At 69.7% G+C, this 19,168-nt stretch carries 9 protein-coding genes; 1 reads left to right on the top strand and 8 read right to left on the bottom strand.

The genetic code is table 11. From position 1 onward, the window contains the following. Positions 1-8: 8 nt before the first annotated feature. From BTH_RS22230 to cysC, 8 genes are all read right to left on the bottom strand, one after another. A complete protein-coding gene (locus BTH_RS22230) occupies positions 9-857 on the bottom strand; it encodes a class I SAM-dependent methyltransferase (protein WP_009890318.1) in 849 nt (282 codons plus the stop codon). A 68-nt stretch (positions 858-925) separates the two neighbouring features. Beyond that, a complete protein-coding gene (locus BTH_RS22225; RefSeq protein ID WP_009890316.1) occupies positions 926-1,804 on the bottom strand; it encodes a TauD/TfdA dioxygenase family protein in 879 nt (292 codons plus the stop codon). A gap of 4 nt (positions 1,805-1,808) precedes the next feature. Next, positions 1,809-2,606 (bottom strand): sulfotransferase family 2 domain-containing protein, encoded by a 798-nt coding sequence (locus BTH_RS22220; RefSeq protein WP_009890313.1) that lies wholly within the window; start codon positions 2,604-2,606, stop codon positions 1,809-1,811. After that, complete coding sequence (locus tag BTH_RS22215) at positions 2,603-11,506, bottom strand: non-ribosomal peptide synthetase (protein ID WP_011402221.1); 8,904 nt, start codon at positions 11,504-11,506, stop codon at positions 2,603-2,605. The genes BTH_RS22220 and BTH_RS22215 overlap by 4 nt, the downstream gene beginning before the upstream one ends. 85 nt (positions 11,507-11,591) lie before the next feature. Next, positions 11,592-13,004: an FAD/NAD(P)-binding protein gene (locus BTH_RS22210; RefSeq protein ID WP_011402220.1), complete on the bottom strand. Its 1,413-nt coding sequence runs from the start codon at positions 13,002-13,004 to the stop codon at positions 11,592-11,594. Between the two features lie 172 nt (positions 13,005-13,176). After that, positions 13,177-14,478, bottom strand: a complete 1,302-nt coding sequence (locus BTH_RS22205) for an MFS transporter (protein ID WP_009890309.1) — start codon at positions 14,476-14,478, stop codon at positions 13,177-13,179. A gap of 55 nt (positions 14,479-14,533) precedes the next feature. Then, positions 14,534-16,372 (bottom strand): non-ribosomal peptide synthetase, encoded by a 1,839-nt coding sequence (locus BTH_RS22200; protein WP_009890307.1) that lies wholly within the window; start codon positions 16,370-16,372, stop codon positions 14,534-14,536. Positions 16,373-16,422: 50 nt separating this feature from the next. Then, positions 16,423-17,874, bottom strand: coding sequence for an adenylyl-sulfate kinase (gene cysC, locus BTH_RS22195; RefSeq protein ID WP_395948288.1), 1,452 nt, complete (start codon positions 17,872-17,874; stop codon positions 16,423-16,425). Between the two features lie 876 nt (positions 17,875-18,750). On the opposite strand from cysC, the gene BTH_RS34600 reads away from it, so the two are divergent. Beyond that, on the top strand, positions 18,751-18,996 hold the full coding sequence (locus BTH_RS34600; protein WP_127446391.1) for a hypothetical protein: 246 nt from the start codon (positions 18,751-18,753) through the stop codon (positions 18,994-18,996). Positions 18,997-19,168: the final 172 nt, after the last annotated feature.

The following is a 19,168-nucleotide window of genomic DNA, read 5'->3' as shown; positions in this document are numbered from 1 at the left end:
GTCGAATGTCATGCGCGGCGGGCGCGCGCGATCCAGCTCTCGCGCCGGCCGAGCCGATAGTCTTCGAGCTCGCTCCAGTCGGCGACGCCTTGCGCGCGCCAGTCGACGCGCTCGTGCGCGAGCCCGTAGTGATCGAACAGCATCTCGACGAGCGAGCGGTTCGCCCAGCCCATCAGCCCGCTCTGGCGCACGGTCGCGCCGGGCGCCGCCGCGTCCTCGTACAGGAACACGAGATTGCCGGTGCGGCTGTGCTCGCTCGGGATCACGTCGTTCAGCCAGCTGCGCAGGCGCGCGATGCCCGACACGCTTGCGAACCCGCCTTGCTGGGTGCGCCTGACGAACGCGTTGACGCGGCGGTTGCGCAGCCGCTCCCGCAGATTCCAGCGCTCGCGCGCGACCCACGTATCGAGGATGAACGCGCCCGGCGCGATGCGCCCGACCTCGCGCACGATGTCGACGTGCTCGATCAGGTGGCTCAACACGCCGAAGCAGAGGATCGTGTCGAACCCGCCCGTGTCGACCGACTTCAAATATTCCACCAGGTCCGCGCACACCACGTCGTAGCGGTCGCGATCGTGACCGCCTTGCGCGAGATTCGCCCGCGCGCTGTCGACGTGGTCCGCGCGCGCCTCGACGCCGACCACCTTCGTCGCGCCGTGCGCGAGCGCCGCGTGCATGAAGCGGCCGTCGTGGCTCGCGAGATCGAGCACCCGCTTGCCCTTGAAATCCGCTGCATGAGCGCTGATGAGCACTTTCGCGCGCCAGTTCAGGCGATGCGCGTTCGCGCGCACGTTGCTCGACGCAAGAAACACCGAACCGGCGAAATCGACGCCTGATTGAATCAACTGATTTGACATATCGGACTCGCGCTAAATTGAATGGTCTGCCGCGGACTGCCCGCGGCGATCGTGTCTGCCGCCGCCCGTCATGCGGCGGCGGCCGCAGCCGGCGTGCGTTCGCCGACGCCGTACGGCACGTCCCCGCGCACGCACACGCGCCGCGCGAAGCGGCGGCCCGCGCCGTAGTCGTCGACGGCCGTGTGCATCGTGCACCGGTTGTCCCACAGCGCGACGTCGCCGTTCGACCAGTGCCAGCGCACCACGTACTGCGGCCGCTCCATCAACGCATACAGGTAGTTGAGGATCGTCGCGCTCTCGGCCGAGTGAAAGCCCGTGATGTGGGACGTGAGGAACGGATTGACGAACAGGCACTTGCGCCCCGTCTCCGGATGCACGCGCACCACCGGATGCTCGGCGCCGAACACTTCGGACAGATCCATGTCCGAGCGGCCCTGCGTCTGGAACGCGCCCGGGCGCTGCGCGTACTGCGGGGTCATCATGTCGTGCACCGCGCGCTGCCCTTCGAGAAACGCCTGCATGCCCGGCGACAGCGCCGCGTATGCGGCCTCGAGGTCGGCCCACATCGTGTCGCCGCCGCTCGCCGGAGTCTCCTTCACGCACAGGATGCCCATCGCGCTCGGCGTCTTCGCGATGCTCAGGTCCGTGTGCCAGATCGACGCGCGGCCGGTCGACACCGCGCCGTCGAACACCGTGACCTCGGGTTGCCCGTCGGGCTTCGCGGTAAACGATGGAAAATTCGTCTCCAGCTCGCCGAACAGCTTGCCGAATGCGATCTGGGTCTCGACGCTCAGATCGGGCTGGTTCGTGAAGAACAGCACCTTGTATCGCAGCAGCGCCTGCCGGATCTCGTCGACACGCCCGCTTTCGACGACGCCGGCGAGCGTGCGGTTGCGCACCTGCGCGCCGATGGTCCCGCTCAGCGGCCGAATCTCCAGTGTTTCCATCTCGTCAGCTCCTTGTCGTATGAACCGCGTGGTCGGCCGTGCGATCGGCCGAACGATCCGCATCCCGGCCGCCGCCGCTCGCGGCGACAGACTCGAAATGCGCTTGCGCAAAACGGTACAGCTCGATGTCGAACCGGTTCTTCTCCTCGACGCATGCGCGGCACGCATCGCCCAGCGCGACGTCGCGCCCGTACGCGCCCTCGTTGCGCCGCTCCTGCGGCGCGGGCGCCCAGCCGAATCGCCGCGAAAAGTGCTGCATCGACGCGTCGAACCGCTCCGTGAGCCCGAACGCCGCGAACCGCTCGACCAGGTTGCGCTTCGCGAGCTCGAGATGCGCGCCGCTCACGCGCTCGCGCGACGATCCGAACGCGGCGCCCGACACCGCGCGCACCTGATAGTTGTCGAGGTCGATGCTCGCGTCGCTCGTCAGGAACTGCTCGAGCCCGATGCGCCTCTGGAGCAGATACGCATGCAGATAGTTCATCGGCTCCTTCAGCGCGTAGAAGTAGTACGACACGAGGCGCGCGACGGGCTCGCGCAGCAGCGTGACGTAGCGGCAGCCGCTCTCGCCGCCGTCGAAGCCGTACACGAAGTGGCCGCGCAGCAGCGCGTACGACGCCTTCTCGCCGGCATCGAGCCGGCGAAACGCCTCGACCTTTTCGTTGACGACGGGATGCGACGCGTCCGCATAGAACTTCGCGACGTTCCTGCCCGCGTAGAGCCCGTCGAGATACGCGCCGAACGTCGTGCCGGCCGTTCTCGGGATATGCACGAATGCGATGCGATGGTCGCGGATCGTCATGCCTCGACGCTCCCGCACGACACCGCCTCCCATGCATCGCCGAGCGTGCGCGCGACCGCTTCCGGACAATCGCGCAGCAGGTAGTGACCCACGCCCGCGTACTCGACGAGCTTCACGCTGCTGCCGATGCGCGACCAATCCCGGTAGCGCGTCTCGTACTGCGGGACGAGCGGGTCCGCGGTGCCGACGAGGCACCACGCCGGAATGTCGAGCGGCGCGAGCGCGCCGCGGCTCGCCTCGTCGACGAGGTGGTTGTAATAGACGTCGGCGAGCCAGCTGTCGTAGCGGAAATCGTGCAGGAAGAATGCCCGCTCGTCGGGCCGGCTCGGCAGCGTCGAGCCGATGCCGCCGAGGAAGCCGAGGATTTCGTCATCGGTGCGCGCGTCGCGCTTGCCGATCGCCGTGCGCATCAGCGCGCCGCCCACGCATAGCGCGCGCACGTCGGCCGATCGCCTCGCCAGCTCCCGCGCGACGGCGATCGCGAGCGCCGAGCCGTTGCATTGCGCGAACACGATGATCGGCAGACCGCTCGCGGCGAGCAGATCGTCGCACACCGCATTCGACAGGCGCGTCACTTCGTCGAGCATCGCCGCGTCGCTGTCCACCGCGTTGCGCGGCAGCTTCACCGCGAACACCGCGAGCTCGCGCGCCTGCGCCGCCATCGCCCGGCTCATCTCGACGAAGTTGACCGGGCCGCCCGCCGCATTCGCGATGCACACCACGACCGCCTTCGCCGTCGCCGGATCGCCCGCCATCGGCACGATCGAGCGCTCCGGCTCGGGCGCGCGCGCCAGATGCGCGGCGAGCGCCTCGATCGTCGGATGATCGTAGATGTCGGTCACTTCGAGCGGCGGACCGTATTTGGCCGCGATGCGAATCGCCTTGAACGAGTCGCCGCCGAGTTCGAAGAAATCGTCGAGCACGCCGAATGCATCGTGGCCGAGCACGTCGCGGAAGATCTCCGTGAGCCGCAGCTCGACCGGCGTGCGCGGCGCGAGCGCGCTCGCGCTCGCGCGCGGCGTCTCGCTCAGGCACTGCTCGCGCAACCGGTTGCGGTCCACCTTGCCGCTCGGCAGTTGCGGCAGTTCCTCCTCGAACCGGAAGACGGACGGCACCATGTACGGCGGCAGCTTCGCCTTCAGCTTGTCGACGATCTCGTCGCGCGCGCCGTCGAGCGGCACGACGTACGCGCAAAGGAACGCCTCTCGGTTCTCGGGCCGGATCGCGAGCACCGCGGCCTGCCGAACCGCCGGAATCGCGCGCAGGCTCGCCTCGACTTCCTCGAGCTCGATGCGCATCCCGCGAATCTTCACCTGCCGGTCCTTGCGGCCATGAAACATCAGCACGCCGTCCTCGCGCATCTCGCCGAGGTCGCCCGTGCGGTAGAGGCGCCCCTTGTAGCGGTCGGGAAACGGACTCTTCACGAACGCCTGCGCGGTGGCGCCCGCCATGCCGATGTACCCGCGCCCGATGCCGACGCCCGTGGCGACGATCTCGCCGCGCGTGCCGATCGGCACCGGGCGCAGCGCGTCGTCGACGATGTAGATGTCGAAATTGGCGAGCGCGCGGCCGACCGGCACCGGGTTCGCGATCTCGTCGCCGGGCGACATGACGTGGTGCGTGATGTCGTCGGACGCCTCGGTCGGGCCGTACGCGTTGATGACCTTCGTCGCGGGAAACAGCGCGAACCAGCGCCGGATCAGCGCCGCGTCGACGGTCTCGCCGTTGACGATCAAGTACGTGAGCGACGCGGGACGCACGCAGTCGGGATGCTCCTCCAGATACTCGACGACGGCGATCAGGTAGGTCGGCACGACCTCGAGGATCGTCACGCCGTCGGCGGCCATGCGCCGGATCAGCCCGGCGATGTCGTTCACGACGCGCTCGTCGTAGACGAACGTCGTGCCGCCCTGGGTGAGCGCGATGAACATCTGCCAGACCGACACGTCGAAGCTCATCGACGAGTTCTGCGCGACGCGGCTGTCCGCATCCAGCTCGAGATCGAGCGCCTTGTTCGCGATGTTGTTCAGCATGCCGATGTGCTCGATCATCGCGCCCTTCGGCTTGCCGGTCGATCCCGACGTGAACAGCACGTAGCTGAGATCGTTGCCGGAGAGGTGGACGTCGGGATTGCCCTCGAGGCTCGGATCGTCCTTCACGAGATCGTCGAACACGATGCGCGGCACGCCGGCGACGGCGGGCTCGGCGGCCGCCACCGCCGCATCGACGACGAGCGCCTTCGCGTTCGCGAGCTCGAGCATCTCGCGCATGCGCTGCTCGGGCAGCACGGGATCGATCGGGATGTAGGCCGCGCCGATCTTCCAGATCGCGAGGACCGTCAGCACCAGCCGGTCGCTGCGCGAGACGCGCACGCCGACGAGCGAATCCGTGCCGAGATCGGGAAACGCCTGCATCAGCCGGTTCGCGATCCGGTTCGCGGCCCGGTTCAGTTCGTCGTAGCGGTACGCGCGCTCGTTGTAGACGAGCGCGCGGCGCTCGGGCGTGGCCGCCGCGTGATCCTCGACGAGGTGCGGCACCAGATGGCGGCCGAGCCGCAGCTCACCCTGGCGCAGCACGCAACTGAGCGGCGTCTCGCCGTCGGCGCGGGGCCGCGCGCGCGCGGTTTCGCCGCCGCCGAGCACGTCGCCGACAGGCCGCGCGAGGTCGTCGGGAATCCGGGAAAGCACTGCTTTCAGGTTGTCTGCCATGGCTTCGATATCCTCGATGTGGAACCGCGAACGATCAAAATCGATTTCGATGCGCAAACGCGCCCCGGGCGTCGCCGAAACGGTCAGCCCGTAGTGCGTCTGCTCGGCGTAGCCGTAGTCGCGAAGGCCGAGAATGCGCGCCGCGCTGAGTTCGGCGAGCGGATAGTTCTCGACGACGAGCAGGCTGTCGAAGAGCGGCTGTCCGCCACGCACCCCGCTCTCGCGCAGGATGTCGACGAGCTCGAGCTGCGCATGCGCCTCCCGCTCGACGTGGCGCTCGTGCACCGCGCTCAACCAATCGCCGAGCGGCATCGCCGCGTCGACGTCGACGCGCGCCGGCACCGTCGCGATCAGCGGGCCGACGATCGTCTCGACGCCGGGCACGTCGATCGCGCGCCCCGAGCTCGTCACGCCGAACACCGGCGCCGCCTCGCCGCTATGGCGCGCGAGCAGCAACGCCCAGGCCGCCTGCAATACCGAAGCCAGCGTGACCCGGCATGCGCGCGCGGCCGCCGCGAGACGCTGCGTCGCCGCTTCGTCGAGCGAGCGCTCGACGACGACGGGCGCGCCGTGCGCCTGCGCCGCGAGCCCGGCCTGCTCGATCGCGAGCACGGTGCGTTGCGTGCGCGCGCCGATCTGTTCGCGCCAGTACCGCTTGTCCGCGTCGCTCGAACGCTGCTGCCGCCACGCGATCACCGCGTCGAACTGCACGGCGGCCGGCAGCGCGGCCGCCCGCCCGGCCGCGAGCGCCTCGTACGCGCGCAGCAGATCGGACCAGATGAGCTGCACGCTCCAACCGTCGAGCACGGCGTGGTGATAGGTCCAGACGAAGCGGTATTGCGCGTCGTCGTCGCGCACCAGATGAAAGCGCATCAGCGGCGCGCATCCGAAATCGAACGGCGCGGCCTTGTCGGCCGCGAGCAGCGCCTCGAACGCCGCGTCGCGCGCATCGGGCGCGAGGTGCCGGTGATCGATGTCGCGCCACGGGCACGCGGCATGAGCGACCACGATCTGCAACGGCTGCTCGCGCTCGAACCCGACGAACGCGGTTCGCAGCGCCGCGTGGCGCTCGATGACCGTCTCCCACGCGCGCCGCAGGCGCGCGGCGTCGAACGCGCCGCCGCCGACGCTCGCGTAGACCTGGTTCGTATAGGCGCTCGCCTGGTTCGGCAGCAGGCTGTGGAACACCATGCCCCACTGGATCGCGGTCGCGGGGTACAGCGTTTCGAGCGACGGATGACGCGCGTGCCACGCGGCGAGTTCGTCCTGCGTCACGGCGGCGAGCGGGAAATCCTCGGGCGTCGGGCACCACGCGGCGCGCGCGTTGCAGTGCCCGGCGATCTCCCGCAGCGCGTGCGCGAAATGCTCGCCGAGCGCCGCGATCGACTCGTCGTCGAACGCGTCGGCCGAGTAGTCGATCTCGAATGCGAGGCAGCCGTCCTTGACCTCGCCGTTGATGCCGAGCGCGTGCTCGCGCGGCCTCGCCGCGGCGACGTCGTCGCGCGACGACAAGTCGAGCACGGCGACGCCGGCTGTTTCGTCGTCCGCGACGTCGAACTGCCCGAGATAGTTGAAGACGATCTCCGGCGCATGCGCGGCTTCCTCGGCCGCGAGTTCCGGATCGCCCGTCAGATGGCGCAGGATGCCGTAGCCGAGGCCGTGATGCGGCGTCGCGCGATAGTGCGCCTTGACCGCCATGATCGCCGCGGCCGCCGGATCGGCCGCTTGCGCGGCGCCCGACAGTGTCAGCCATAGCGGGTAATAGCTCGTGAACCAGCCGACCGTCTCGCCCACGTCGAGCAACGTGCACTCGACGCCGTACCGGGCGAGCGCGTCGGCCTCGCGCCCGTGCCCCTCGAGCGCGATGCGAAGCGTGTCGTGGCCGCGCCACCGGCGAAACGCGAGCAGCAGCCCGGCCAGCAGCAGCTCGATGGTCTGCGTCCGGTACGCGCGATGCGTGTCGGCCAGCAGCGCGCGGGTGTCGGCCGCATTCAGGCCGAACGGCCAGATGCGCGTCGCGCGGCGCGTCGTGTCGCCGCCCGCGCCGTGATCGAGCCGCAGAGACGGCGCCGGCGCGCGCAGCACGCGCAGCCAGTGCGCGCGCTGCGCGTGCAGCGCCGGGCTGTCGGCCGCCGCGGCGATCGCTCGCGCCCACGCCTGATAGGCGTCGCTCGCCGGCCCGAGCGCAAACGAGCCCCGCGCCGACCATTGCGCGAACGCTTGCCGCAGGTCCCCGACGATCACGCGCCAGGACACGCCGTCGACGATCGCGTGATGTCCGATCAGCAGCAGGCGCCCTCGTCCCCGCGCGCCGGCCGGAACCAGCGCCGCGACGAAGAGCGGGCCGTCGGCAAGATTCACGCGGCGCCGCGCGTCGGCGAAGAACGCGTCGATCGCCGCATCGGATGTGTCAGCCCACGCGCGGTCGCACACCGCGAGCCGCGCCGACGCATCGTGCGCCGACGGATCGGCGAAGTGCGCGCGCCAGCCCTCGCGCGTGTTGCGCAAGCGCAGCCGCAGCGCGTCGTGGCGCGCGACGAGCGCCTCGAGCCATGCGGCGACGAAGTCCGCGTCGACGCCCGCCGGCACGTCGAGGAGCCGCGACTGATGATAGTGATCGACGTGCGTCGAATCGACCGCGAAGAACCAGTGGTGAATCGGCAGCAACGGCATGTCGCCGGCGCTCGGCTGCCGCTCGTCGCTCGGCGTCCGCCAGCGCACGTTCGCCGCGAGCAGCTCGACCGTCTGATGGCGGAAAATGTCGCGCGCGGAAAACACGATGCCCTGCTGGCGCGCACGCGCCGCCACCTGGATCGACAGGATCGAATCGCCGCCGACGGCGAAGAAGTTGTCGGTCACCCCGAGCGCCGGCACGCGCAGCACGGCTTGCCAGATCCCGCACAGCGTGCGCTCCGCGTCGTTGCGGGGCGCAACCGCGCCGATCGCGGCATGCCGCACCGGCAAGTCGACGGGAAGCGCTTCGAGCGCCTTGCGATCGAGCTTGCCGGTGATGCCCTTCGGCAGCGAAGGCGCGAGCACGTAGGCGGCCGGCATCATGTAGTCCGGCAGACGCCGCTCGAGCGCGCCGGCGAGGGCGTCGCGCAAGCGCGCGTGCTCGCTCGGCGAGGACGCCGGCTCGACGCCGTTCGCGGGAACGACGTATGCGACGAGCCGCGCGGTGCCGTCCTGTTCGCGCTTCAGGATCACGGCCGCCTCGTCGACGAGCGGATGCGCGTTCAGCGCGCTCGCGATCTCGTCGAGCTCGACGCGATAGCCGCGAATCTTGATCTGCTGATCGATGCGGCCCAGGAACTCGAGCGTCCCGTCGCGCGTCCAGCGCGCGAGGTCGCCCGTCATGTAGATGCGGCCGCCCGGCGTGAACGGATCGGGCAGGAACCGCTCGGCGTTCAGCTCGTCGCGATTCAGGTAGCCGCGCGCGACGCCGTCGCCGGCGATATACAGATCGCCCGGCATCCCGATCGGCATCGGCCGCATCCGCTCGTCCAGCACGTAGACGCGCATGTTGCCGAGCGCGCGTCCGATCGGCACCTTGCCGTTGGGGATCGGCGCGGCGTGCGCATGGCCGGTGGCGAACACGGTCGCCTCGGTCGGACCGTACATGTTGTAGATCGCGGCGGGACGCAACGCGCGCAACGCATCGTTCGCGAGCGCGTTCGTCAGCTCTTCGCCGATGACGAACACGTGCCGAAGCCGGTGCTCGCGGGCAAAGCGCGCGTCGGCGGCCGCCTCCGTCACGAACTGGCGCAACAGCGACGGCGTGAAATTCACGTGCGTGACGCCGTGCCGAAGCAGCGCGGCGACGATCAGGTCCGGCGAGCCTTCGGCCTGCGGCGCCAGGATCGCGAGCGAGCCGTGTCCGACGAACCAGCCGAACAGCTCCGGCACCGATACGTCGAACGCGTAATTCGTCTTCAGCAGATAGCTGTCGCCCGCGCCCAGCGGATAGCTCGCCTCCATCACGTCGAGCAGGTTCGTCACGTTCGCGTGCGTGACGACGACGCCCTTCGGCTTGCCGGTCGACCCGGACGTATAGAGCACATAGGCCGCCGCGTGCGGATCGACGACGGGCATCGCCGCGCGCGGCGACGCGGCGCGCGGCGGCGCGGACTCGTCGATGCACAGCGTCTCGATGTCGAATGACGAGAATCGCTCGCGGCGAACGGGCTCGATCGTCAGCAGCATCGCCGCCGCGCTGTCGCTCAGCATGAACGCCACGCGGTCGGCCGGCAGTTGCGGATCGATCGGCACATACGCGCAGCCCGCCTTCAGTGTCGCGAGGATCGCGATCACCATGTCGAACGAACGCTCGAAGCAGATCGCGATGCACTGGGGCTCGCCGCGCGTTCGTTCGAGCAGCCGGCCGGCGAGCGCATCGACGCGCTCGCCGAGCGACGCGTACGTCATCGCCGCGCCGTCCGTGCGCAGCGCGATCGCCTCCGGGCGCGCGCGCACGCGGGCATCGAAGCGTGCGTGAATCAACGGGGAGCCCGTCCGCTCGAATGCGGTCGCATTCCAGGTGCGCGTGACCTTGTCCCGTTCGTCGTCGGGCATGCACGAAAGCGACGCGACGGCTGCATCGGGCATCGTCGCGATCTGCCCGAGCAGCGCCGCGTACTGCGCGAGCATGCCGTCGATCGAGCTTCGCGCGAACAACGCCGTCGCATATTCGAGCGTGCAGGCGAGGCCGTCATCGCGATAGGCGATCTCGAGACTCAAGTCGTACTTGGCCGCGCCGACGTCGTGCGGCACGGTGCGCGCCGGTTCCGCCTGCCCGGCTCCGGCGCCCGGCCGCTCGTTGTGGAACTCGAACATCACCTGGAACAGCGGCGTGTGGCTCGGGTTGCGGCTCGCGCCCGCGAGCTCGATCACCTCGCGCAACGGCAGCGCCTTGTGCTCGTGGGCGTCGAGCGTCGTCTGCGCGACGCGCGCGAGCAGGCCGCCGAACGGCTCGTCGGCGCGCACGCATGCGCGCAGCACGACCGTATTGACGAGATAGCCGACGGTCGATTCGAACGCGCCGGCATCGCGCGCCGCCATCGGCGTGCCGATCGCGAATTCGTGTTGCCGACTGTAGCGCCACAGCAGGATCTGCCACGCGGCCAACAGCGTCATGAACAGCGACGCGCCGTGCCGGGCGCCGACGGCCGCGAGCCGTTCGGCGAGCGCGGCCGGCAGCGTGCGCACCGCGGTCGCGCCGGCGCCGTCGCGCACGGCCGGCCGCGTGAAGTCGGTCGGCAAATCCAGCACCTGCGGCACGTCGGCGAGTTGCGCGCGCCAGTATTCGCGCAGCCTTGCAGCCCGCTGCGGCGTCAACGCGGCGCGTTGGCCGCGCGCGAACGCGCCGGGCGAGGCCGGCGTCGCGCTCCAGGCGATCGCCCGGCCCGCGCGCAGCGCATGGTAAGCATCGACGATGTCGCGCGATACGACCTGCCGCGACCACGCATCGAAGACGATATGGTGGACGACGACCTGCAGCACGTCGCCATCCGGCGCCACCCTGTGCAGGCAGGCGCGCAGGAGCGGCCCCGCGTGCAGGTCGAAACGCGGCTGCGCGAATCGCGTCAGTGCGTCGCGCAAGCGGGACTCGCGTTCGCCGGCCTCGTCCGGCATCGGCAACGCGGCCTCCGACCAGTCGATCTCGACCTCGGCCCCGGCGCGCACGCACTGCCGCAGACCGCGCGCATCGTGCCGGAACGTCGTGCGCAACGACGGATGCCGCGCGATCACCTCGGCAAGCGCCCGCCTCATCGGCACGCCCTCCACCGGGGCATCGAAGCGCAGCGCGATCGACAGATGATACGCGGCGCCCTCCTCCTGAACCTGCGCGGCGAGCCACAAGTCTTCCTGCGCGGGCGAGGCCGGCGCGTCGCCGGCGTCCTCCGGCACGGGCGGCGTATCCGGGCTCGCGGCACGCGGCGCGCGCACGGGGCCGCCCGCGCGCTCGACCAGCGCCGCGAGCTCGCGCAGCGTCGCGCACGCGAGCACGTCGACGCGCGTCGCATGCGTGCCGCCGCACGCGCGCACGACGTCGACGAGCCACTCCAGCGACAGCGCGTCGCCGACGTGATCGACGAGCGGGTCGTCCACGTCGATGCCCGCCACGTCCAGACGCTCGGCGAGCCCGGCACGCAGCCGCCGCGCGGTCTCGGCCACGTCATACGATTGATTCATATGCAATCCTGTTTTATGCGTGTCGCCCTGAAGAACTCGTGCTTGCTTTCGCTTCGGAAAGCGGTCGGCGCGCCGACGCGCGCCGCTAGATCAGCGCCCGTTCGCTGCGCGGCGCGAGCAGCGTGTCGGCGAGCCGCTTCACGTACTGCCGCAACTCCGGCACCGCCGTCGCTTCCCAATCGCGCGCCTGCAGCAGCGGTCCGACATAGCGCAGCCATGCGGAAGGCGAGCCGTCGCGGTCGAGCACCGCGCCGTCGTCCGCGATCTCGAACCCCATGCCGATCGCGTCCGGCACGATGAGCCCGTCCGCATACAGGTTGCCGAGCAGCGACCCCGCCCGCGCGCTGAAATCCGGCGCCGGCCCCGTGCAGTTGACGACCGCGCCGACCTCGAGCCGCTCGCTAACGGCCGCGCCGCGCCGGCGCACGGCTACGGCGACGCCGTTCGGATGCTCGCTGTAGCCTGTCACCCGCCCCGCGATGACGACGACGCCGCCTCGCGCGAATTCCGCTTGCAGCCGCGCGGCCGGCTCAGGCGCGCAGCGGTGGCGATGCGCGTCCCAATAGGGCCGGACATGGCGCAGGAAACGCCGGCGCTCGTCGCTCGGCAACTGACGCCACAACGCCGGCGTCGCCGCTCGCAGCGAACCGATCACGTCTCGCCAGTCGCCGCCGCGGCGAATCGCGTCGCGCACCGCGCCGCGCACGGCGCGCACGTAATGGCGCACGTCCGCGCGCGCGAGCATGCGGCTCGCCAGCCGATCGTCGTAGTACGGCGGCGCGTCCATCTCGCGGTGCGCGAGCGGCGACAACCCATGGCGCGACACCACGTGAATCGGCGCCGCGTGCGCCCGGGCGCGCAGATCGAGCACGACGTCCATCATCGTGAGCCCGCTGCCCACGAGCAGCACCGGCGCATCCGGCGCGATGCCGCGCAGCGCGCCGGGGCGCCACGGATCGCGCACGTAGGCGCCGCTGTCGTAGAACTTGCGCTGCGATTCGGCGATGAACGGATCGCGGCGCATTTCGTTGCCGCTGCTCAGCACGACGCGGTCGGCAACGATCGACGTGCCGTCGTCCATCGTGATCGCGCCCCGCGCGCCGCCGTCGACAGCCACGATCCTCACCGCGCTCCCCACCACGCTGCGAAATTCGACGCCCGCTCCCGCCTGCTCGATCGCCTCGGTCAGGCGCGCCTCGAGGTAATCGCCGTATATGCGCCGCGCGACGAAGCTGCCGCGCGCGACACGCGGATCGCGCCCGCTCGCGTACCGGTAGAAATCGTCGTCATCGCCGGCCAGCGCGCTCATCCGGCCGGCGGGCACGTTGAGCAGATGGCTGAGCGCGCGCGTGCCGTAGGCCACGCCGCGCGCCATCGCGCCCGAACGGTTGATCAGCAGCACCCGCATCGGCCGCACCGGCGGCCGTCGCAGCAAGTGCATCGCCAACGTCGCCCCGCAAAACCCCGCACCGATAATCGCAACCGTCGTCGTGCTCATCGATTCCTCGTTCGTCTGGATGGTGTCGCGCGCCTCACCCCGGTTTCCGGCGCGTATTCGTTCGTCGCGGGCACGAAATCGCGACCGCCGCCTCGCCGCACCGCGCGCCGGCGAGGCCGACTGTCGCGGCGCGCCGTCGCGCTCGATCCGCATTCGGCGCGCGCTCCGCCGTTCATGTCCGTTGCGGCTCGCCGTGCGCGCGCTCGTCGATCGCCTCGCGCGTCGGCAACGGCAGCCATGCCGCGAGACACGCCGACGCGGCCATCATCAGCGCCGATACCGCGAATGCCGAGTTGATCGAACTGCCCGTTGCGGCGACGCCCCACAGGTAACTGCCGATCGACAGCCCGCCGACGATGAACGAGTGAAACAGCGACAGCGATCGCCCCGCCACCCACGCAGGCGACGCCATCTGAATCGTGAGGTTGTAGGTCGACACGACCACGACCCAGCTCCCGCCCGCGACGGCGAGGCCGAGCATCGCGACCGCCTGGCACGGGCTCCACGCCGTCGCCAGCATGCCGGCGGCGAACGTGAGCGTGCACAGCCGGATCAGCGCCTCGCGGCCGAGTCGCGCGCGCCATGCCGCGCCGCCCAGCGCGCCGGACGCCGCGCCCGCGCCGAACGATGCGAGCAGGATTCCGTAGGTGCGCGCCTCGCCGCCGAACTGCGTCTTCGCGAAGAGCGGCAGCAGCGCCCAGACGGGGCTGCCGAGCAACCCGAACAGGCTGCTGCGAATCAACGTGCCGCGAATGCCGGGCGTGCGGCAGCAATAGCGAACGCCCTGCATCAGCATCGTCGCGAGACGCGCCCGCGCGGGCGTTCTCGCGGCGGCTCCGCGAATCGACCGCGACAGCACGTAGATGAGACCCGCGTACGACAGTGCGCTGAGAACGAACGCCGCATTCGGCGACACCGATGCGACGACGAAGCCGCCCAGGGCCGGCCCGGCGGTGCGCGCGAAGTTCATCGAGAAGCTGTCGAGCGCGATCGCCGCGGACAGCTCGTGCGCCGGCACCTGCTCGGTCACGGCGGACTGCCACGCGGGCTGGAACATCGCGCCCGCGCAGCCGCCGACGAACATGCACACGAGCAGGCGCATCGGCGTCATCGCGCCCGCGACCGCGAGCGCGACCAGGCACAGCGCGACCGAGAACATCAGCGCCTGCGACAGCAGCATCACCGTGCGGCGATCCCACGCATCGGCGGCGACGCCCGACATCAGCGCGAACAGCGCGATCGGCAGCGTGAACGCCGTCTGCACGAGCGAGACCATCGCCGGCGACGGCGCCATCGACGTCATCAGCCACGACGCCGCAACCGTCTGAATCGATCCGCCGATGTTGCCGACGAGGCTCGCGATCCAGATCGAAGCGAACGTGCGGTACGCAAACGGACCGCGCAGCGTCGCGAGCCACGAGACGCGCGGGGGCCGCGTTGCTTCGTCGATGCTGTCCTGCGCGCTGTCGGTCATGTCCGTCTCGCTGAATCGGTTGATCGCATCGAAATGTCCGCGGCCGCGAGGCCGGTCATCGGGAAGCCAGCAGGTGTTCGGCCAGCGTCTCGACCGTCGGATGACGGAACAGGTCGCCGAGCCGCGCGTCGAGCTCGAGGTCGCGCTTCACGCGCGACAGCAACTGCGCGCCGAGCAGCGAATCGCCGCCGAGCTCGAAGAAGTTCTCGTCGATGCCGACCGCGTCGCGTCGCAGCACGTCGGCCCAGCACGCGGCGAGCAGCCGATGCAGCGGCGTGCGCGGCCCCTTGCGCTCGCCCGCCGCCGCGTCGGCTCGCGGCGGCGCCGGCAACGCGCGACGATTCAGCTTGCCGTTGGGCAGCAGCGGCATCGCGTCGAGCCGAACGATCGCGCGCGGCACCATGTACGCGGGCAGGCGGCCCGCGACGTACTCGCGCAGCGCCGCGACGCCGGCCGCCCCCGCGCGCAGCACGACGTAGGCGACGATCGTCTGCTGCTGCGTGAGGTCGTCCGGACGCGGCAGCACGACCGCCTGCAGCACGTCGTCGTGCGCGCCGATCGTCGCCTGGATTTCACCCAACTCCACGCGCAAGCCGCGGATCTTGATCTGATCGTCGACCCGCGTCAGATGCTCGTAGCAGCCGCGCGCGTTCATCCGCAGCAGATCGCCCGTGCGATACCGCCGCGCGCCGTCCGGGCGAGCGGTCTCGCCGAAGCGCTCGGCGCTCAGGTCCGCACGCCCCCAGTATCCGAGCGCGACGAAGGGGCTGACGATCGCGAGCTCGCCCTCGGTCGCGCAGATTTCGCCTTGCGCATCGAGCAGCGCGACCTCGACGCCCGGCACCGGGCGGCCGACCGGCAGACGCGCGACGCCCGTGTCGGCGGCGGGATCGGCCACGTACTGCAGCGCCGTCGTGCATTCGGTCGGTCCCAGGCCGTTGAGCAACCGGCATTGCGGGCCGCCGTGCCGCGCGACGAGCGCGACGTCGCCGCCCGTCGCCGCCTCCCCGCCCAGCACGGCCCAGCGCAGCGCGGCCGGCCGCGCGAAGGCGGGGAACGCGGCGCGCAGCACGCTCGGCGTCGAATGCCAGATCGTCATGCGCTCGCGCGCGAGCCATGCGCCGATGCCGTCGACGCCGCGCTCGCGCACGTCCCATAAATGCAGGCTCGCGCCCGTGAGCAGCGTGGCGAAGATGTCCATCACCGACGCGTCGAAGCCGTAGTACGGCAACAGCGTCATCCGGTCCTCGTCGTTCAGGCCGATCGACGACGCATAGCACGCGGCGTGGTGCAGCACGTTGCGGTCGCACTGCATCACGCCCTTCGGCACGCCGGTCGTGCCGGACGTGAACAGCAGGTACGAGACCGCATCGCCGTCGCGCGCGTCCAGCGGAGCGTCCGCTTCCGGCAGGGCCGCGTCGTCGATGACGCGCGCCGCGACGCCGAGACGCGCCGCCGTCTCGGCGAGCTCGGGCGCGGCGAGCACGATCCGGCAGCCGCACTCGCGCACGATCGACTGCAGGTGCGGCAGCGGATGATCGGCGATCAACGGAACGTAGAACTTGCCGGCGCCGAGCACGCCGAACATCGCGGCGATCATCGGCGCGCCGTGCGGATAGAGGAGCGCGACCGGCTCGCCGCCCGCCTCGCCCGCCGCGCGAACCGCTTCGGCGATGCGGCGCGCGCGCGCCGCAAGCGCGCCGTACGTCCAGCGTTCGTCGCCGCACGTCACCGCGAGCGCATCGCCTCGGCGCGCGGCCACGTCGGCGAATCGCGCGGTCAGCGAATCGGCGGCGGCGATCTCGGCCGCGGCCGCCGTCGCAAAATGCCGGCCGAATCGATCCGCTCGAACCGGTGCGCTATCGTTCGCACGAGTCATGTCATGAACGCTCATCGTTGGTCTCGCTATTCGCTGTCGACGACAGAAGGCACCGCGCGGCGGCGTTACGCCACGGCCTCGGCCGCGGCCGCGCGCTCGGCGGACAGGCGCGCGTCGATGTAGCAGCGGCGCAGCATCTGCGTCGCGGCCTCGACGTCGTGCGTCGTCGTATCGATGCGCAATTGCGGATTCGGCGGCGGCTCGTAGCCGGAATCGACCCCGGTGAAAGACGCGATCAACCCCGCGCGCGCGCGCCGGTACAGCCCTTTCGGATCGCGCGCCTCCGCGACCTCGGGCGGCGTATCGACGAACACCTCGACGAAGCGCTCGGCGCCGACGATTCCGCGCGCCGTTTCGCGAAACGATCGCTTGGGCGAAATGCACGAGACGACGACGAGCAGCCCCGTGTCGGCCATCAGCGCCGCGACTTCGGCGATGCGGCGCACGTTTTCCGCGCGATCCGCGTCGGAGAAGCCGAGATCCGCGTTCAGACCGCCGCGCAGCGTGTCGCCGTCGAGCACGACGGTGGGCCACGCATCGGCGTCCGCATGCCGCTTGAAGCACGCCGCGATCGTCGTCTTGCCCGCCCCCGAGATGCCGGTCAACCAAAAGACGAGCGGCGCGGGCGCGCCCGACGCGCGCATCGCGGGCGCGAGCTGCGGCGACGTTTCCCCGCCGTCGAACGGCACCGCCCGCGCCATGTCGGCGACGGGCACCGCGATCGCTTCACCCGCGTCGAGATCGACGCGTTCGTCGAGCCAGCTGCATCCCTGGATTCGCTCGATGACGATGCCGTCGTGTATCAGTTCCTGCGTCCACACCACGCCGTCGGCGCGGCCGCCGTGCGCGGCGGTCAACTCGACTTGCACGGGCACCGCCGCGCCGTTTCCGCCGCAATCGCCGGGGCGGCAAGTCAGAAACGGTTGCGGCGCGCAGAGCGCGCGCAGCGCATCGGCGCGCACGCGGCCGCGCGGCGCGGCCGTATCGGCCATCTTTTCGAGCACCGCGTCGAGCGCGACTTCATAACGCGATTCGAGGATGCGCTTTTTCATCGCGACGTCCGCCTCGAGCCGCGCCGCATCGCCCCATTCGACGAGTTGCGCGCCGTAGCGCACGCCGTTGGGCACGACGGCGACGTTCGCCGTGCCGAACCGCCGGGCGAATTCGTCGAGCCGAAAGCCGTAATGCGGATCGAGCCCCGCGCGCTCGCCGGGCGCGAGCCCCAGCACGACGTCGAACCGCCCTTCCCGAGCGGCGAGTATCGCGGCCCGGTCGGCGTCGACGAACGATATCCGCCTGTCGAGGCCATTCGCCTCGGCCTGGGCCCGAACGAGCGGCGCGGCATCGGCCGCAAGCGCCACCACCCGCTTCGCGCCGTAATGCAACGCCAGCAGGCCGGCCGCGCCCGATCCGCACAGGTCGAGCACCCGATGCGACGGCGCGATGGTGCGCCGCAGGCTGTTTACTGCCGCGACGGACAATTCCGATGTCCGCAGAAAATCATGGCAGGACCGCATAAAAGCAATACCGCGTCTACGCTCTCTCATGGACGTCGTCATTTAATCGTTTTGACACGCGCATGCAAAACACGCATGCGCCCTCGGATGTCGTATTTTGATCTTCTGCGGCGCTACGAAAAAAGCGACCGATTTTCTGAATCGTCTCGCGGTCAGCGTGTTTTTACATTACTTATTCTTACTGCGCAAGTGCTTATTTTTGCAGTTCATATAGAAAATATTTGGCACCTCAAAAATACGGAATCCCACTATCTGATGAATTAATCTCGGAATCATCCCGTTTTTTTGGGCTTGCATGCGGAGCAATATTTCAACGTCATCACTGCAATTCATATCGATATGCATTAGCTTGACAAAAGCCGCCAGGTCCTGTTGAATGCCACAACCCGAGTGTGATCGAGACATGATGGCAAGCGCGCGGATACATGCGCCCACCGCCTCCCAGAAGGCGGGACGCAAATCGCTGCACCTCCGCCCGCGCTCGAGAAGCCACGTGGCGCGCAACACGCGACGCCCGCCGATCCGCAACGGTAGCTATGGCCATGGCCGGGCCATCTCAGTCATCCCTCTCCAGTAGAAAGGCGCGACATGAATTCCGAGGTTCATCGACGTCCCGAAGCTGCTTGCCCCGACCTGGTCCCGCTCCCGCCGGACGCTTGGCGGGTCAATCCAGATACGCCCCTCCGCGCGCTCGTTTGCAGCGAGCGGCAATTCCTTTTCCGTCGATATCGGCAAACGCCCGCGCGCGCCGAACGCTCGTCGTCGATCGTGACGAACGGGCGTCGTCGGCATGCGTGCATGTCATAGCCGCAGAGCAGGTTCGCCGTTTTCCCGTTCCCGTGCCCGTCGAAATACGGGCGTGAAGATCGCCGAGTCATGCCCGGCGAATCGGTCGTGCGCGATTTGAAAAAAATCGGCGCATTCATCGCATTCGCCCGGCCAGATCCGCTCGCCATGCGATTTGATTCGAGGATGAGAATGAATGCAATTGCTCGCCCGGGCGATTTTATATATATGGCCCTATTTCATCGCACGGCATTCGATCAATTGAACTGGAAAACAAAATGCGCGCCCCGCAAAGCGAGTGTTTTGCGCGTCATTCGCGAAGGATCGTTATTTTGAGATTCCTGTTCCGGACAGGCTCGACATGAAATCCGGGTCGATCGAACAGGCGGCCAACGGCTGGTTATTCCGCGCGCGGGACGGTTTTGCGCGCGGAGGAGATATTCGCCTGAAAATGAAGGACTTCGCCCCCGGCGAATCGATCGAAACGCAGCGCCGCCGGCGCTTGCCG

The organism is Burkholderia thailandensis E264 (assembly GCF_000012365.1).
In the GTDB taxonomy this organism is placed as follows: domain Bacteria; phylum Pseudomonadota; class Gammaproteobacteria; order Burkholderiales; family Burkholderiaceae; genus Burkholderia; species Burkholderia thailandensis.
The sequence above is the reverse complement of the archived record's forward strand: the minus strand, read 5'-3'. Positions and strand labels throughout refer to the sequence as shown.

Excerpts from the sequence above, each read along its gene's own strand:
- BTH_RS22230 (WP_009890318.1), bottom strand. The coding sequence starts at position 857 with ATGTCAAATCAGTTGATTCAATCAGGCGTCGATTTCGCCGGTTCGGTG.
- BTH_RS22225 (WP_009890316.1), bottom strand. The coding sequence starts at position 1,804 with ATGGAAACACTGGAGATTCGGCCGCTGAGCGGGACCATCGGCGCGCAG.
- BTH_RS22220 (WP_009890313.1), bottom strand. The coding sequence starts at position 2,606 with ATGACGATCCGCGACCATCGCATCGCATTCGTGCATATCCCGAGAACG.
- BTH_RS22215 (WP_011402221.1), bottom strand. The coding sequence starts at position 11,506 with ATGAATCAATCGTATGACGTGGCCGAGACCGCGCGGCGGCTGCGTGCC.
- BTH_RS22210 (WP_011402220.1), bottom strand. The coding sequence starts at position 13,004 with ATGAGCACGACGACGGTTGCGATTATCGGTGCGGGGTTTTGCGGGGCG.
- BTH_RS22205 (WP_009890309.1), bottom strand. The coding sequence starts at position 14,478 with ATGACCGACAGCGCGCAGGACAGCATCGACGAAGCAACGCGGCCCCCG.
- BTH_RS22200 (WP_009890307.1), bottom strand. The coding sequence starts at position 16,372 with ATGAGCGTTCATGACATGACTCGTGCGAACGATAGCGCACCGGTTCGA.
- cysC (WP_395948288.1), bottom strand. The coding sequence starts at position 17,874 with ATGCGGTCCTGCCATGATTTTCTGCGGACATCGGAATTGTCCGTCGCG.
- BTH_RS34600 (WP_127446391.1), top strand. The coding sequence starts at position 18,751 with ATGCCCGGCGAATCGGTCGTGCGCGATTTGAAAAAAATCGGCGCATTC.